Origin of the sequence: Lactiplantibacillus plantarum (assembly GCF_014131735.1) — a bacterium.
Taxonomy (GTDB): domain Bacteria; phylum Bacillota; class Bacilli; order Lactobacillales; family Lactobacillaceae; genus Lactiplantibacillus; species Lactiplantibacillus plantarum.
In genome coordinates this window covers 1,915,427-1,930,135 of the sequence record NZ_CP039121.1, presented here as the reverse complement: position 1 = coordinate 1,930,135, position 14,709 = coordinate 1,915,427, and the positions used below count along the sequence as shown (strand labels likewise).

The window sequence follows — 14,709 nt, the reverse complement described above, 5'->3', positions numbered from 1 at the left end:
CCTTCAAAAACCGTCAAAATAATCCAAAATCTGTCATCAAATCGTCATTAGCATCCAAATAAAGATGATCTGTCTAATTAGGCGTGGAACTTTTGACGAAGTGGCCGAAGATTTGTATACTAGGTCAGGTATCTAATTTCGCACGATCGGATTTCGTAGATAATAATATAGAAGAAACGGGAGAAAAGAACATGTTTGTTGATCAAGTAAAAGTAGATGTAAAGGCCGGTAACGGTGGTAACGGCATGGTTGCTTTCCGCCGTGAAAAGTTTGTTCCCAATGGTGGTCCCGCTGGCGGTGATGGTGGTCGCGGCGGAAGCGTCGTATTGCAGGCTGACGAAGGATTACGGACACTGATGGATTTTCGTTATACGCGGAAGTTCAAAGCCGCAGCTGGTGGCAATGGAATGATTAAGCAGATGACAGGTCGTTCCGCGAAGGACACAATTATTAAAGTACCGCTTGGGACAACGGTGACGGATGCTGAAACTGGTGAGTTAATTGGCGATATCGTCAATAAAGATCAGCGGTTAGTGGTTGCCAAGGGTGGCCGGGGCGGTCGGGGAAATATTCATTTTGCTAGCGCTAAGAACCCTGCTCCTGAAATTGCTGAAAATGGTGAGCCCGGCGATGAATTGACGATTCGAATGGAATTGAAAGTCTTGGCCGATGTTGGTCTGGTTGGTTTTCCTTCAGTCGGCAAGTCGACACTGCTTTCAGTGGTCACGAGTGCTAAGCCCAAGATTGCGGCCTATCATTTTACAACTTTAGTGCCTAATCTCGGGATGGTTCGTTTGGATGACGGTCGTGACTTTGTTATGGCTGATCTACCTGGTTTGATCGAAGGTGCAGCTAACGGAGTCGGCTTAGGGATTCAATTCTTGCGGCATATTGAACGGACGCGCGTTATTTTACATCTGATTGATATGAGTGGTGTAGAAGAAAACGATCCGTTTGAGGATTATCACAAAATTAATCACGAGCTGACGAGTTATGACCCTGATCTCTTGAAGCGGCCCCAAATCGTGGTGGCGACTAAGATGGATATGCCGGATGCCGAAGCTAATCTGGAAGACTTTAAGGCGAAGTTAGCGACGGATGATACGTTGCCAAACACGCCAGCCGTCTATCCGGTATCGTCGATTACACAACAGGGACTAAAAGCCTTGTTAGCCAAGACGGCTGATTTGTTGGATACGACGCCACAATTCCCAATCAAGGGTGTTGACGACTTGAAGCACCGTGATTACACGACTGAAGCGGATGCGGACTTTAGCATTGATAATCCAGAACCGGGCTTGTTCGTCTTGTCTGGTGATAAGTTAGAACGGCTCTTTAAGATGACCAATTTAGATCATGAAGAAAGTTTAATGCGCTTTGCTCGGCAATTACGTGGGATGGGTGTTGATGATGCCTTACGTGCAGCTGGTGCCAAGAATGATGATACGATTCAAATCTTGGACTACTCCTTCCAGTTTATGGACTAAACTTTTGTGACGACATAATTAGTTGATGATTGTCGTTACGACAGTCTGGTAGGTAGACTAGTGATAAAATAATGAACAATCCAAAAACAGCGCCGTTAGAATTTTAACTAACGACGCTGTTTTTGAGTTGACGTGCGATTAGATGCTCAGCCAAACAGTAAGCGCTGCTGGCTTAAGCGATAGCCAAATAATCGGCGCGGACGCGGTGGGGTTTGAATACAGAGCTGCGTTTGACCATCGATTTGGCGCGTCCGCGCATTGAACTGGTCGAGTGTCAGCGGGAGCGCGCTTTTTGAAGCTACTAAAACCAGCTGGTGATCGACGAGCGTAACACTTTGGATTGGCCAGATTTGATTAGTCGTTAGTTCCCAATACAGTGGTAAAGTTTGCTGTAGATCAGCGGTTGATAAGTTAAAGTCGATGAGTCGCATAACGGTTACCTCTTGTTCAGACGATTTGTAAGCAAGTATACGATAATCAATTGGGTTAAGCAAGATGGACTGAGGATTCATTTGCCGGCGATGACGGGTTGAATGAAAACGGTCACAACCCGTCATAGTCAGTTTGCCCGGAAAAGTGCATTTTTTGATTATAGATAACACCGGTGGCAGGCAGTCTTGGCGCGTGGAATCTTGAAACCAAGTGCGATAATTTTAGCCTGACATGTTAAAATAAAATGAGCAGCGTTGTTCGTGTTCTTCCTGTTAATTGTGAGGAGTCGCCCAACGTCGCTTGCTTTGTAGAATTGCGGTCGGTGAGCGCACGGTGTTGACCGGCCATGACTTTGCAGTGCTAACAATTGTGTATTGCCGCTAGATTCGGTAAAATAGTTAGCAGACTGTATAGATAGGACGAACAAAAATATGCAATTAGAATTTTTAGGTACCGGTGCCGGCTCACCGGGCAAATTTCGAAATGTCACTAGCACAGCATTACGACTATTAGATGAGCGAAATGAAGTCTGGTTGTTCGATGTCGGCGAAGGGACGCAACACCAGATTTTACGCACGACGTTAAAACCACGCAAAATTGCAAAAATATTTATTACCCATCTGCATGGCGATCATATCTTTGGCTTACCGGGGTTATTGAGCTCGCGTTCTTTTCAAGGCGGGGACGAACCACTCACCATTTATGGGCCAGTCGGTGTCCGCGACTTCGTTCAAACGGCGTTGCGGGTCTCTGGCACCCATTTGTCATATCCATTGAAGTTTCATGAAATCACGAAGGCTGAGACGGTTTTTGAAGATGCGACGTTCAAAGTAAGCTGCGAACCTCTGGATCATCGGATCGCTTGTTTTGGTTACCGGGTAGAAGAAGCGGACCACCCGGGTGAATTACAAGCCGATCGACTCAAAGCCCTGAACATTCCGAGTGGTCCCGTCTATGGTCAATTAAAAGCCGGCAAAACGGTGACGTTGCCTGATGGTCGGACAATTAATGGTCAAGATTACATCGCTGCGCCACAAAAAGGGCGGACGGTGACGATTCTCGGTGATACTCGGCGGACACCGCACGCGGTCAGCTTGGCACAGGATGCGGATGCTTTAGTTCATGAGAGCACGTTCGGAAAAGATGAAGGTAAGTTGGCACATAACTATTACCATTCAACGAGTACCCAAGCAGCCCAGGTGGCCCAACAGGCCGGTGTTAAGCAGCTATTGTTGACCCATATCTCGGCTCGGTACACGGGTAAGTTGAGTAAGGAACTACAAAAACAAGCACAGAAAGTCTTTAGTCACTCGAAAGTCGTTCGCGACTTTGATGTAATTGATATTCCATTACCTGAGAAAGGTTAGGTCAAGTAAATGACGAACTTAGTGGGTAAAACTGTTTTGGTTACTGGCGCGTCTAGTGGACTAGGCGAGCAACTAGCCCTAGCCGTGGCGAGTCAGGGAGCCAATGTCGTCTTAGCAGCCCGGCGGCGAGAACGGCTAACACAGGTTGCTGATCAATGTCGTCTGTTATCAAAAGGGCAGGCCGTGGCGATTACTTGTGACGTGGGTCACGTGGCGGACGTTGATCACGTCTTTACGACCATCGATGAGCTATTTGGTCAATTGGATGTGGTCATTAACGCTGCCGGTTTTGGCGATATGACCACGGTGATCACCATGGATGCGCCGGTGATGGCGAAAATGTTGCGCGTCAATACATTGGGAACCATGTATGTTAGCCAACTGGCTGCGCAACGGATGGTCAAGCAACATGCAGGTGAAATTGTCAACATCGCCTCGATGGCTGGCAAAATCGCAACACCTAAATCAGCCGTTTATGCGGCTAGTAAGGCGGCCATTATTGCTTATGATAATGCGTTGCGCTTAGAACTCAAGGATGCTCATGTCAACGTATTGACGGTCAATCCGGGTCCCATTAAAACGGACTTTTTCAAAATTGCGGATCCCACGGGGCACTATTTAGACCGGGTCGACCAGCTGGCATTGAACCCCGTTAAGTTTGCTGAATTGATTGTAAGCAAACTCGGGCATCAACGGCGCGAACTGAATCGGCCTTGGGTGATGTCTGCAGCTAATTTAGGTTATCAGCTGGCACCCAAGCTCGGGGATTGGCTGACGGGGACGGTTTTTAATTTTAAATAGGGGATGAATTTAATGAAGAATCAATGGCGGTTAGTGAGTGCACTAGTCATTGCACTAGTAGTGATTATTTTTGCAATTTTAAACGTAGAACCAGTTCGAATCAATTTTGGAATTACAGCAGTTCATTGGCCACTGATTTTGGTCATTGTGGTGACGTTGATCTTAGGTGTCATTACCGCAGTACTGATGGCGACGGTCAATGAATCTAAGGAACGGACAGCCCATAGTGAAGCTTTAGCAGCGGCCCAGGCTAAGATTGATAAGTTGACTGCCGAAAATAAGCAATTAACGTTGCGTTTGAATAATAAAGGTAAACAAAAACGAGCGGTGGCAGAACAACCAACCACGCCAGCGGATAAGTAAGTTGTTGAAAGGAAGGATGCCATGTTAGCGGCAAAGAAAAAGTGGGTGCCACGTTTAACAACGGCCGTTGATGAAGCCGATGTTGATAAGTTAGCTGAGGCGGCCAGCGTGACCCCTTTAGTTGCCCGGTTATTAATAATGCGGGGCATTAATACGGCGGAAGAAGCCGCCCCATTCCTGCACGCGGATCAACAACCATTGTTGGACCCAACGAACATGCACGATATGGAAAAAGCCGTTGACCGCATTCAAGAGGCGATTATTGCCGGGGATCAAATTACCATTTACGGTGATTATGATGCAGATGGTTTAACAAGTACGTCAATTATGTATGAAACGTTGGACCAAATTGGCGCTAACGTGAATTACTATATTCCAGATCGTTTCAAGGATGGTTATGGTCCTAATCAGGCCGCTTTTGACCGGCTGATTGCGGCTGGAACGAAGCTGTTTGTGACGGTGGACAACGGTGTCGCGGGAAATGCGGTCATCAATCAAGTGCAGGAACAGGGCATCGATGTCGTGGTGACCGATCATCATGAGTTACCGACTGAATTGCCGCACGCTTACGCCATTGTCCATCCACGACATCCAGAGGGCAGTTATCCATTTGGTGGTCTTTCTGGTGCCGGTGTGGCGTTTAAAGTAGCAACGGCGCTGCTTGAGGAAGTACCCGAGGAACTGTTAGATCTGGCTGCTATTGGAACGGTTGCTGATTTGGTCAGCTTAACTGGTGAAAATCGGACTTTGGTAACGCTCGGCCTGAAGGTCTTACAGCAGACGACCCGCCCAGGCTTGGCCGCACTGATTCAAGAAGCCGGATTGATTCCCGATAAATTGACCGAGACCAATATCGGGTTTGGTATTGCCCCTCGGCTAAACGCACTTGGCCGTCTGCAGTCGGCGCAGAGCGGTGTAGAATTATTGACAACTTTGGACGATGAGCGGGCGACCGCGCTGGCCAAGCAGGTCAATCAATTGAATGAAAAACGCCAAGGCTTGGTCAAGACAATCAGTGCCAGTGCAATCGAGCAAGCACAGACGCCGGAAAATGAGGCCCGCCAAACCTTAGTTATTACCGGGCATGGTTGGCACGAGGGTGTTTTGGGAATCGTCGCGAGCCACGTGGTCGAAACGTCTGGCAAACCAACCCTAGTGTTAAATGAGGATGATGATGGCCGGCTCAAAGGTAGTGGTCGGAGCGTCGAAGCGTATAATTTATTTGCCGCGATCGACCCAGTTCGGGAGTCATTGGTGGCTTTTGGCGGTCATCATATGGCGGTTGGACTAACTGTCATGGCCGACCAGTTAGCAACGCTTAAAGAGGCGATGGAAGCGGCGGCGGGTCAGCAATTAGCAGACAATGCGCAAGTCAGTTTACCAATTGACGGCACGTTACCATTAGCTGAGGCAACCTTGGCAACTCTGGCAGATATTCAAGCGTTGGCCCCCTTTGGAACGGATAACCCGGCACCGTTGTTTGAATTAGTTCCAACGACTGTTCCGCAAGCACGCGCGATTGGTAGTGATCAGCAACACTTGAAATTACAACTGGGTGATGGCACCAATACGATTGATGCTATCGGTTTTTCGATGGGTACTGCCTTGCCGGCTATTCAGGCGAGTCCCACCGATGTGACGTTAGTGGGTGAGTTGAGTGAAAATACTTGGAACGGTCAGACAAAGCCCCAAATCATGGTTAAGGATATTGCAGTGACGGGGACCCAGGTGATCGACGCCCGGACGCAACATCTTTCGGCCCATTTGTTTCAAGCACCGGGGGTTTACCTCTTTTTCCACCAGCGTCTGTTGAAAAAAGTTGAACAGTATTTAGGTTCCCAAACGCAAGCCGTATGGGTGGGGGATACGAAAACGGATCTGACTGCCGTGACGGCTAATCAAGCGGTCTTCATTGTCGATTGTCCTGACACGCTGGCGGATATGACCCAGGTACTCAGCACAATTGCGCTCGATCAGCTGACGCTCTACTTATATCGGCAAGAATCGGTTTATTTAACGGGAATGCCAAATCGCGCGCAGTTTGCGAAACTTTTCCAGTTTACCGCAGCGCACCATGATGTTGATATTCATCATCAATTAACATTAGTGGCCAAGCATCTGCATATTGAACGAAATTTGCTTATTTTCATGATTCAGGTGTTTTTTGAGGTCGGATTTGTTAAAATAAATGATGGTGTCATGAATGGCGTTTCGAATCCGGCAAAAGCGGATTTACATCACGCCCCTAGTTATCAGCTGCGCGAACAACAAATCGTTGCTGAAGAAACGCTTTTATATAGTAAATCTGCAGCGCTCCAAGTATGGGTGAAGAACCAGGCTGCGGTTAAGAATTGAAGGAGCTGTTAAGAACAAATGGCATTAGATTTAAAAAAGTATGTGGCTAGTATTCCGGACTATCCCGAACCTGGAATCATTTTTCGCGATATTTCACCACTGATGGCTGACGGGGAAGCTTACCGTGAAGCGACTGATCAGATCGTGCAATTTGCGCGTGATAAACATGTTGATATGATTGTCGGGCCTGAAGCACGCGGCTTTATCGTGGGTTGTCCAGTGGCCTATGAATTAGGCGTTGGTTTTGCACCTGCTCGTAAGAAGGGTAAGTTACCACGCGAAACGGTCAAAGCGACTTATGATTTGGAATACGGGCAGTCTGCACTTTATTTGCATAAAGATGCAATTAAGCCGGGACAAAATGTGCTAGTTACTGATGATTTATTAGCAACTGGTGGGACCATCTCAGCAACGATTCAAATGGTTGAAGAATTAGGCGGTAACGTGGTTGGGACGGCTTTCTTGGTCGAACTCAAAGAGTTGCACGGCCGCGATAAGATTAAAGATTATGATATGTTGAGCTTGATGCAATTTTAAAGCCAATATTAAAAGCTCCGAATGACGATTTATTAGTCATTCGGAGCTTTTTTGCTAACCCTTGTTTTGGTCGTTAGTTAGCTTGGATAGTCAGTGATTCTTTGGTAGCCAAGCCAAAAAGACTAACAATTGCATATTCTAATTATTGCCACTTTTCAATGAGTAGTTTAACCTGACGCTTGTCCGTTGACTGAGGATCAGGATCATTCTTTTCAGCATCGCCAAGCAATTTGATCAAATCTAAGCGCAACTGGTGCTCGCCTGCCGCTGAAAGGTTTAGGATCGCGTTACTGAAAAAAATGGCTGACTTGTCAGGTTGCTTGCGGGTCATCTCTTCCTGGTAGGCTTCGGTAAAGTCGTGGTTCAATAGCATGATCCATTGTAAAACTTGTTGGACATGGGCTTGAGTCCACGTGCCGGAGATGTCAGTCAGATCAGTATCGAGACCATCAAGATCTGCCAATTCCTGTGGCGTCTCATGGGAGAGGTGGGCACTGGAATAGAAGTTTTCAGTTAGATTTTTAACCTGAACTTGATTAACGATGGTTAATAAGTCGGCATCCTGCATTTTGTTGATGGTGTAGTACAACTGATTGTTGGGAATTTTAGTTTGGGCCGAAATTTGCTTAGTTGTTAAACCAGTTTTAGATTTGGTGGCCTTTAAGATAGCGGCCACCTTGGGATCGGCCATTAACTTTGCAAACTGAGCCAGTGTGTTTTTGGGCATGTTTTTCACCTCAATACTAGCTTAACCATTTGACAAATAGAAATCAAACGATTAAAGTTGCTTTATCATTTAAATTTATTTAAACGATAAATAATATTAAATTGGAAGTGGCGTTATGAAAAATCTAGGCCGTAATCGAGCGTTTGTCACGTTAACAGTAGCTGATCTTTTTGAGACAATTGGTACCAGCCTATTTAACATTATTCTATTAACGTACGCGCGAACGTTTGCACAAGCAAATTTGATGGTTTCACTAGTTTCGGTGGCTACTGTGCTTCCTGGTATTTTTGGTATGCTTACTGGTCGATTGGCAGACTCGCAAACCAATAAGCGGGGGTGGTTAGCAGGTTTGAAATTTGTTCAAGCGGCATTATATCTCGTGTTAGCGCAACTTATTACTGAAAAACAGGTCGGGTTGCTGTTGATTATTATTGTCATCAATTTGTGCTCAGACGTGTTGGGGATGTTGAGTGGCAGCCTCCGAATGCCATTATTACAAGCTAAAGTCGCGTCTGAGTTACAAGAAGAGGCCTTAGGGATCAACCAAGGCATCGGAGTGTTAATGCAGACGATGGGCCAAGCGTTGGGTGTCAGTCTATTGGCCGCAACGGGCGATTATCGTCTCGCGGGATATTTGAATGCAATCACGTTCTTGATTGCCGGTCTGGTGCTGCTGTCTGGGTATGAAACGCTAAAATTACCTTCCGCAACTGTCACCGTGACGTCGACATTTCGTCAACTGCTACGACAAGTACGACAAGCAATGGAAGCGGGGGTGCACATGAACGTCTTGGCGCTATTGGGGAGCGTCTTGTTCTTGAATGCGGTGGGTGCAAGCGTCGATGCACTATTGAATTTATACCTGATTCACCGGGCGACGCAGTTACCATTTTCATTCGGAGTCGCAATTCTTGTGATGAATACTGCTGACGTATTTGGCTCGGTTGCAGGGAATTTGTTACATACAGGTTACTTTCAGAGGTGGACGTTTCGTGGTGTCATGTTAACTACCGTCGTGGCGTTTGAGGGTTTATTTATTAATCTGTTGTTTTGGCAAAACTATTGGGTAGTGGTTACAATCATGATGATTGGGGGATTTTGTATGGGACAAGCAAATCCTAAATTGATGGCGAGTTTATTGAAAGTGGCCGATCAAAGTATCGTTGGGAGCTTAGGCGGCATCATAAATTCATTGGCGACGATTTCGATTCCAATCGGCAGTGTTGGATTGGTCTTGTTGGATAATATCGTGAGCCCAGAAGCGGCTTATTTGACGGCCATGGGATTACTGTTAGCTTGTGGTGGTTGTCTGTTCATTCGCCGGTGACGAAAATTATAATTGTGTTATACAAACAGCTGCCACCATGCTAAAAAACCGCTTGCCCAGATTACCGGCAGGCGGTTTCGTTAGTCTCGAATCAGATTAAGCATTGTCAGTGGTCAAATCTTCGGTGATAAAACGAACTGCGGTACCATATGCGGCAACCGATTGCATATCCTGACTAATGGAGCCGGTGTCGAACCGCATCATCACAACGGCATCCGCACCCATGGCACTTGCATTATCGCGCAACCGATTGACCGCGACATCGCGCGACTCTTCGAGCATCTTGGTGTAATCCTTGATTTCGCCGCCAACTAGGCCCTTTAAGCCTGCCCCAATGTTACGGACCAGATTCTTAGATTGAGTGGTTAACCCAAAGACTTCACCGATAACTTCATAGGGGTGCCCCGGAATATTTTCAGTGGTCGTGACCAGTAATTGTGTCATTGACTGAACCTCCTTTTAAAGATATTGTAATCATAGCATAATTCGTATTGAAATAGGCCAGCGGAGACTTTGATGAGTGGTCTGGTTTACAGGAAACGAAGGAGGCAAAATATGACAGCTTTAGAAAGAAGTTGGTTTGAAGAAGCGCAGCAATCCATGCACGGCTGGGACTTTAGTCATCTGGCTGGCCGGTGGCAGACTGCGGACTTACCGTGGGATTACGCTGCCCTAGTTCGTGAGCATCTAAGTGCCGATGATCGATGGTTGGATATTGATACGGGCGGTGGTGAATTGATGGGGCGTTTTAACCATCAGCCAGCGCTGACTGCGGTGACTGAGGGGTGGCAACCAAATATTGAGTTGTTGAAGCAAACGGTGGTTAAAAAGGGGATAACATTATATCCAGATGCCGCCGAACAGTTGACGGCCGTACCAAATTCGACATTTGATATTGTAACGAATAGTCATGGTGCGATGCCAGTGAAGCGAATTGCGGAAGTTTTAAAGCCGGGGGGCCGATTTGCGACTCAGCAAGTTGGTGCGACCAATAATTATGCGTTGTCACGATTCTTTGACGAGCATTACGAACCGGCGTATCCTGACAATCAGTTGTTGACGGTAATGGCTCAAATGCAGGCTGCGGGATTTGAAATTCTGCGGGCTGAGCAAGCCTACGCGGCACTGAGTTTTACGGATATTGGCGCAATTGTCTATTATGCCACGGTGATTCCATGGGAGTTTCCGAATTTTGACGTGGCACGGATGCTTCCCAAATTACATCAGTTACAATCCTTACTGACCATTAATGGTCGCGTCACGACGTTTGAAGACCGATTTATGATTATCGCTCGTAAACTGGCTCGTTGTGATTGAGGTTGCAAGGGGGCATATTAATCGGATTGGCACTTAACAAACGTAATCGGTTACGAATTGTAGCTTAAACGTTGGATTTGAGTATTCAGAGCTTGTACTTAATTGCGCACTGCCTATAATAGGCGTTATTCCAATCGGTTATTTCATTGGAATAACGAGTTAGGGGGGAGCGTCATGCGGATACGTCGACCGGTTCGGTTTTATCGTTCATTTTGGTTTTGGTTAAGCGTGATTTTTCTATGGGTCTCAACTGCCGGTTTTCCGAAGACTTTAGTGACAGTGGGGGATGTACTGTGCTATGGCATTTTATTTTTACTATCATGCGTGGGTATTCTTGGTTCGTTCTTTGTTTTTGGTCAAGCCGCACGTGAACAGAAGTAATTGGGTATCCGTTGGCAAGGGCTGACGGATATTTTTTGTGGAAAATTCTGAATAAATATTTGTTCTGAAAGCTAATTATGCTATACTTATTAAGTACCACATGGAGAGTTGGCAGAGTGGTAATGCACCGGACTCGAAATCCGGCGAACCGGCTAATACCGGCGCGCAGGTTCAAATCCTGTACTCTCCTTAAATCATTAAGGAACAACTTTCTTTGACCCCGAAAATCGTTGAGATAGCGGGGTTTTTGTTTGCTTCAAAACGCTTAGGAACGCTCTGGATTGATATATTGGTGCACTTGTCGGTGCACTCTAATGATTTTTACCCTGTTTTTGGGATGCTTTGAGTGCACCACAGTGGTGATTTTTTAATTGCTGGGCCCCTTGTGTCCCAACGGATACAGCAATCTTCATAATGCACATTAACTAAATTTAGCCAGTGCATTTAAAGTCCGTGATTCTTCCTGTTTTTGATCTTCAGTGAGCAGATGGGCGTACACATTACGCGTGATTGAACTATTCTTGTGACCCAAGCGTTTTGAAATATACTCCATTTTGACACCACAATAAAGCAGGGAACTCGCATGTGTGTGACGTAGACCGTGGAAGCTAATCCGTTTAATTTCAAGAGTGGTATGATAGTTCTTTAGCAATAAATCACAAGCCCCAGGAGTTGGAATACGACCACGATTATTTAAGAATACCATGTGATCGGGGTTATCCAGATTCTTTTGAATCTGTAATGATCGGAGCTGTTTTAAATGATTTAACAACTCATCGGTCACAGAAATTTTACGAATACTGGACTCAGTTTTAGTCCGTTTGAACTTCTGCCCATACACATAGTCCCAGGACTTGTTAATACGAATGGTCTTGGTTTTCCAGTCAATATCCGACCATGTTAGAGCGGACACTTCAGCGACACGCATACCAGTCATTAAGCCGGTATATATCATCGACTTGCCAGTGGAGGTTAAACGGATGTTCTTGTTTACCTCATTAGCAAGTATTTTCATATCCTTGACGTCTAGAAATTTGAGTTGAGCATCCTTACCTTTATGACCACCCAGTTCAGCATGAGTACAGAAATCGGATTTTATTAATCCGTCAGCAACGGCATCAATCACTGCTGCATGAATGTGCCCGTGAAGTTTTTGAACGGATGCTTTACTATGATAAGGTTGGTCACCTGTTAAATGACGTTTGGCGCGTTGTTCGACATTGCCATGGGTGAAGTCATTCAAGAACTGTTGATACCGGGTTCGAGTCATTGAGTTGAGTTTAATGTTGCCAAGTAATTCTCTAATTTGACGCAAAGTGTAACGATATTCCTGTTCGGTAATCTGAGCCAATTTGCCAAACTTATAGGTTTCAAGCCAGTGTGAGTAATAGGCGTAGAAGGTGGTAGTTGTATCTACTAAACCGATGGAGTTATTAAATTTGTCTAACTCTAAACTATTGGCCCACGCTTCAGCTTCAACTTTACGGCTAAAACCATTCTTATTCTTAAAGTGACGTTTGCCGAACTCATCATAGTAACTTACTCATACTTGCCATTTACCATTTTTCTTATTAATACTTGCCATTTATATTTCCTCCTTAAATTTCACCTAGGCGGGTAGAATTTGAAGGACTTGTTGTCATCACCTTTCTTCAATAAAATGGTAAAAATTTAATACGTTATTAGGTTAAGGTCGTCTTCTTTTTGGTGGGAAGATAGTTTTTATATAAAATAAAAGAGCAACTATTTTTTTGAACTGGCTACTCCTAATATGAACTAATAACTGACTGTCAGCAGTGCCTAGATCAGCGAACGGTCGAACCGTCTTTTCCTTATTAATAACAATAATAGTTCACGCGTTGTGTTAGTTGATTCCTAGCTTGATCATTGTATGAACAAGTAAATATTGCTCTAATCGTAACTGTAAGGCCGTCAATGATCTTACGCGGATTCATTCAATATCAAATAACTCATTTAGTTGTGAAAAATTTGTCTCACTCTGGCGCCGTTGTCGATTTAGTAATCGTTGGTAAGCCACGGGCTGCTTCATGTTTCGACGAACCGGCGTCCATAAATTAATCTTCTTTTTGGCAAGTTCTTGTTTGAGCTTACGACTAAGATAACCTAAATCTACCAATATTTGATGGCTAGGCCATAACGATAATAATGTTTGTACTGATTTAATAGCATGCCAGGAAGCGGGGGTCACATCGTAAGTTAAAACAATGCCATTATTAGCGACCTCGAGGTTACCTTTGAAGCTGTAATAATAAAGTTTCTTAGTTGCGTTATAATCGATATTGGCGGTTTCGCGAAAGACTTTAGCACGATGATTTCTAATACCCTAACATAAGGGCATCGGTAAACTATCAATAATCGTGTAAGCTGGTGTTGGACATAAATTACGTAATACCCCAAAGCAAATCCATTGAAGTTCATTGGCAGCATAATAACACTTACGATTAAAGCGTGATCGTTCTGGCAATTATCCGGGTTTAAAAATATTTTGTTTTAAAAACCGGTAGTAAAGTGAACCCTCTGAGTGGAGTAAATCCAGACTCAGGGGGTTTTACTATGGTTCAGCTAAAATAAAGCAACGAGCTTTAAGCAGATATCTCCAGGGAACTTCGCCCCTGTTACTTATGAAAAAGTATGATATCAAAGGAAGTGCGACGATTTATCAGTGGCTCGCTCAATTTGAAATTTTTGGCATTCAAGGATTAGAGAATTGTCGTAGGAAGACATTTTATGACTATTCCTTTAAAATCAAGGTTATTAAATGGCGACAAAAACATCATGCCTCATATCCAGTAACGGCAACCCATTTCAGGTTGAAGCAACCGATGATGGTTTGGGACTGGGAACGAAGACTGATTGAGGGACATCTTAAGCCATCTAAAGGACGGTCTTTAAAAATGACAGATAAATCTAAACAATCTAAGACATTGAAACAACTTCAGGGAGAAAACGAGCTTTTACGAATCCGGGTAGCATACTTGGAAAAACTCGAAGCCTTGGCACAGAAAAAATCTCAAACCAAGAAAAAGCCCAGCTAATCACTGAGCTAAGACGTAAATTCAATGTTAAATTAGTTGTGGTTTTAAAAGCAGCACACATGTCGAGTAGTAATTACCACGATGCATTTCACTGTAAATATCAATCAGGCTCATCAACGTTAGTTGATGAGATTAAAAGCGTTCGTTTGGCCAATCCCGATTACGGTTACCGAACCGTGACTTTAGCGCTTAAAAATAAGGGAATCAACGTTAATCACAAGGCAGTACTTCGTATTATGCGTGAAAATAATCTCCTTTGTCAGGCATTCAATCGTCGAACGAAGAAATATAACTCTTATAAAGGAACTGTTGGTACAGTTGCTCATAACCGTTTAAACCGTCGTTTTAAAATGGATCGCCCATTTCAAAAAATCGTTACTGATGTAACGGAGGTCCGTTGGGGGAATCAAACAATCAACAAACGTGCATACTTTACAGTTTATATTGACCTTTATAACGGAGAAATTATTGAATAGGCCATTGGACGTAAACCAACGGTAGCCTTCGTCACACACCCCCTTGAACGATTAGTGGCAAGACGTTCAGGCTTACCATACCG

16 protein-coding genes and 1 tRNA gene are annotated in these 14,709 nt (G+C 44.9%); 12 read left to right on the top strand and 5 right to left on the bottom strand.

Annotation, left to right across the window (positions count from 1 at the left end; genetic code table 11):
• The first annotated feature begins 191 nt into the window (after positions 1 to 191).
• Positions 192 to 1,487, top strand: coding sequence for a GTPase ObgE (obgE, locus tag E5260_RS08955; RefSeq protein WP_003644566.1), 1,296 nt, complete (start codon positions 192 to 194; stop codon positions 1,485 to 1,487).
• A gap of 146 nt (positions 1,488 to 1,633) precedes the next feature.
• On the opposite strand, the gene E5260_RS08950 is transcribed toward obgE, so the two are convergent.
• On the bottom strand, positions 1,634 to 1,918 hold the full coding sequence (locus E5260_RS08950; protein ID WP_003644565.1) for a hypothetical protein: 285 nt from the start codon (positions 1,916 to 1,918) through the stop codon (positions 1,634 to 1,636).
• A 432-nt stretch (positions 1,919 to 2,350) separates the two neighbouring features.
• Here E5260_RS08950 and rnz point away from each other — a divergent pair, with 432 nt between their 5' ends.
• Genes rnz through E5260_RS08925 form a run of 5 tightly spaced genes read left to right on the top strand, consistent with a single transcriptional unit; the run spans position 2,351 to position 7,342 of the window.
• On the top strand, positions 2,351 to 3,286 hold the full coding sequence (gene rnz / locus E5260_RS08945) for a ribonuclease Z (RefSeq protein WP_003640772.1): 936 nt from the start codon (positions 2,351 to 2,353) through the stop codon (positions 3,284 to 3,286).
• Between the two features lie 9 nt (positions 3,287 to 3,295).
• Positions 3,296 to 4,087 carry an SDR family NAD(P)-dependent oxidoreductase gene (locus tag E5260_RS08940; RefSeq protein WP_003640771.1) on the top strand — a complete coding sequence of 264 codons (792 nt, stop codon included), beginning with the start codon at positions 3,296 to 3,298 and terminating at the stop codon, positions 4,085 to 4,087.
• Positions 4,088 to 4,099: 12 nt separating this feature from the next.
• Complete coding sequence (locus E5260_RS08935) at positions 4,100 to 4,450, top strand: LapA family protein (protein WP_003644563.1); 351 nt, start codon at positions 4,100 to 4,102, stop codon at positions 4,448 to 4,450.
• 21 nt (positions 4,451 to 4,471) lie between these two features.
• Positions 4,472 to 6,805: a single-stranded-DNA-specific exonuclease RecJ gene (gene recJ, locus E5260_RS08930; RefSeq protein ID WP_003640769.1), complete on the top strand. Its 2,334-nt coding sequence runs from the start codon at positions 4,472 to 4,474 to the stop codon at positions 6,803 to 6,805.
• Positions 6,806 to 6,823: 18 nt separating this feature from the next.
• Positions 6,824 to 7,342, top strand: a complete 519-nt coding sequence (locus E5260_RS08925) for an adenine phosphoribosyltransferase (RefSeq protein ID WP_003640768.1) — start codon at positions 6,824 to 6,826, stop codon at positions 7,340 to 7,342.
• Between the two features lie 142 nt (positions 7,343 to 7,484).
• Here E5260_RS08925 and E5260_RS08920 read toward each other — a convergent pair whose 3' ends face one another.
• Positions 7,485 to 8,069, bottom strand: coding sequence for a winged helix-turn-helix domain-containing protein (locus E5260_RS08920; RefSeq protein WP_003640767.1), 585 nt, complete (start codon positions 8,067 to 8,069; stop codon positions 7,485 to 7,487).
• Positions 8,070 to 8,184: 115 nt separating this feature from the next.
• Here E5260_RS08920 and E5260_RS08915 point away from each other — a divergent pair, with 115 nt between their 5' ends.
• Complete coding sequence (locus E5260_RS08915; RefSeq protein WP_003640766.1) at positions 8,185 to 9,396, top strand: MFS transporter; 1,212 nt, start codon at positions 8,185 to 8,187, stop codon at positions 9,394 to 9,396.
• 96 nt (positions 9,397 to 9,492) lie between these two features.
• Here E5260_RS08915 and E5260_RS08910 read toward each other — a convergent pair whose 3' ends face one another.
• Complete coding sequence (locus tag E5260_RS08910; protein WP_003640765.1) at positions 9,493 to 9,840, bottom strand: heavy metal-binding domain-containing protein; 348 nt, start codon at positions 9,838 to 9,840, stop codon at positions 9,493 to 9,495.
• A gap of 111 nt (positions 9,841 to 9,951) precedes the next feature.
• On the opposite strand from E5260_RS08910, the gene E5260_RS08905 reads away from it, so the two are divergent.
• The 3 genes from E5260_RS08905 to E5260_RS08895 all read left to right on the top strand — a co-directional run bounded on the left by E5260_RS08905 (position 9,952) and on the right by E5260_RS08895 (position 11,284).
• Entirely contained in the window at positions 9,952 to 10,713 is a 762-nt protein-coding gene (locus E5260_RS08905) for a methyltransferase domain-containing protein (protein ID WP_024971669.1), read from the top strand.
• Positions 10,714 to 10,887: 174 nt separating this feature from the next.
• Positions 10,888 to 11,094 (top strand): hypothetical protein, encoded by a 207-nt coding sequence (locus tag E5260_RS08900; RefSeq protein ID WP_003640763.1) that lies wholly within the window; start codon positions 10,888 to 10,890, stop codon positions 11,092 to 11,094.
• Between the two features lie 102 nt (positions 11,095 to 11,196).
• Positions 11,197 to 11,284: transfer RNA gene (locus E5260_RS08895), tRNA-Ser, on the top strand.
• Positions 11,285 to 11,515: 231 nt separating this feature from the next.
• On the opposite strand, the gene E5260_RS08890 is transcribed toward E5260_RS08895, so the two are convergent.
• Together E5260_RS08890 and E5260_RS08885 are read right to left on the bottom strand one after the other, a co-directional pair.
• Positions 11,516 to 12,445, bottom strand: a complete 930-nt coding sequence (locus E5260_RS08890) for a tyrosine-type recombinase/integrase (protein WP_003640762.1) — start codon at positions 12,443 to 12,445, stop codon at positions 11,516 to 11,518.
• 600 nt (positions 12,446 to 13,045) lie between these two features.
• A complete protein-coding gene (locus tag E5260_RS08885) occupies positions 13,046 to 13,393 on the bottom strand; it encodes a transposase (protein ID WP_134915516.1) in 348 nt (115 codons plus the stop codon).
• A 343-nt stretch (positions 13,394 to 13,736) separates the two neighbouring features.
• On the opposite strand from E5260_RS08885, the gene E5260_RS08880 reads away from it, so the two are divergent.
• Both E5260_RS08880 and E5260_RS08875 read left to right on the top strand, forming a co-directional pair.
• Positions 13,737 to 14,150 carry a transposase gene (locus E5260_RS08880; RefSeq protein ID WP_003640760.1) on the top strand — a complete coding sequence of 138 codons (414 nt, stop codon included), beginning with the start codon at positions 13,737 to 13,739 and terminating at the stop codon, positions 14,148 to 14,150.
• Positions 14,151 to 14,188: 38 nt separating this feature from the next.
• A complete protein-coding gene (locus E5260_RS08875; RefSeq protein WP_133279736.1) occupies positions 14,189 to 14,626 on the top strand; it encodes an IS3 family transposase in 438 nt (145 codons plus the stop codon).
• Positions 14,627 to 14,709: the final 83 nt, after the last annotated feature.

Excerpts from the sequence above, each read along its gene's own strand:
- obgE (WP_003644566.1), top strand. The coding sequence starts at position 192 with ATGTTTGTTGATCAAGTAAAAGTAGATGTAAAGGCCGGTAACGGTGGT.
- E5260_RS08950 (WP_003644565.1), bottom strand. The coding sequence starts at position 1,918 with ATGCGACTCATCGACTTTAACTTATCAACCGCTGATCTACAGCAAACT.
- rnz (WP_003640772.1), top strand. The coding sequence starts at position 2,351 with ATGCAATTAGAATTTTTAGGTACCGGTGCCGGCTCACCGGGCAAATTT.
- E5260_RS08940 (WP_003640771.1), top strand. The coding sequence starts at position 3,296 with ATGACGAACTTAGTGGGTAAAACTGTTTTGGTTACTGGCGCGTCTAGT.
- E5260_RS08935 (WP_003644563.1), top strand. The coding sequence starts at position 4,100 with ATGAAGAATCAATGGCGGTTAGTGAGTGCACTAGTCATTGCACTAGTA.
- recJ (WP_003640769.1), top strand. The coding sequence starts at position 4,472 with ATGTTAGCGGCAAAGAAAAAGTGGGTGCCACGTTTAACAACGGCCGTT.
- E5260_RS08925 (WP_003640768.1), top strand. The coding sequence starts at position 6,824 with ATGGCATTAGATTTAAAAAAGTATGTGGCTAGTATTCCGGACTATCCC.
- E5260_RS08920 (WP_003640767.1), bottom strand. The coding sequence starts at position 8,069 with ATGCCCAAAAACACACTGGCTCAGTTTGCAAAGTTAATGGCCGATCCC.
- E5260_RS08915 (WP_003640766.1), top strand. The coding sequence starts at position 8,185 with ATGAAAAATCTAGGCCGTAATCGAGCGTTTGTCACGTTAACAGTAGCT.
- E5260_RS08910 (WP_003640765.1), bottom strand. The coding sequence starts at position 9,840 with ATGACACAATTACTGGTCACGACCACTGAAAATATTCCGGGGCACCCC.
- E5260_RS08905 (WP_024971669.1), top strand. The coding sequence starts at position 9,952 with ATGACAGCTTTAGAAAGAAGTTGGTTTGAAGAAGCGCAGCAATCCATG.
- E5260_RS08900 (WP_003640763.1), top strand. The coding sequence starts at position 10,888 with ATGCGGATACGTCGACCGGTTCGGTTTTATCGTTCATTTTGGTTTTGG.
- E5260_RS08880 (WP_003640760.1), top strand. The coding sequence starts at position 13,737 with ATGAAAAAGTATGATATCAAAGGAAGTGCGACGATTTATCAGTGGCTC.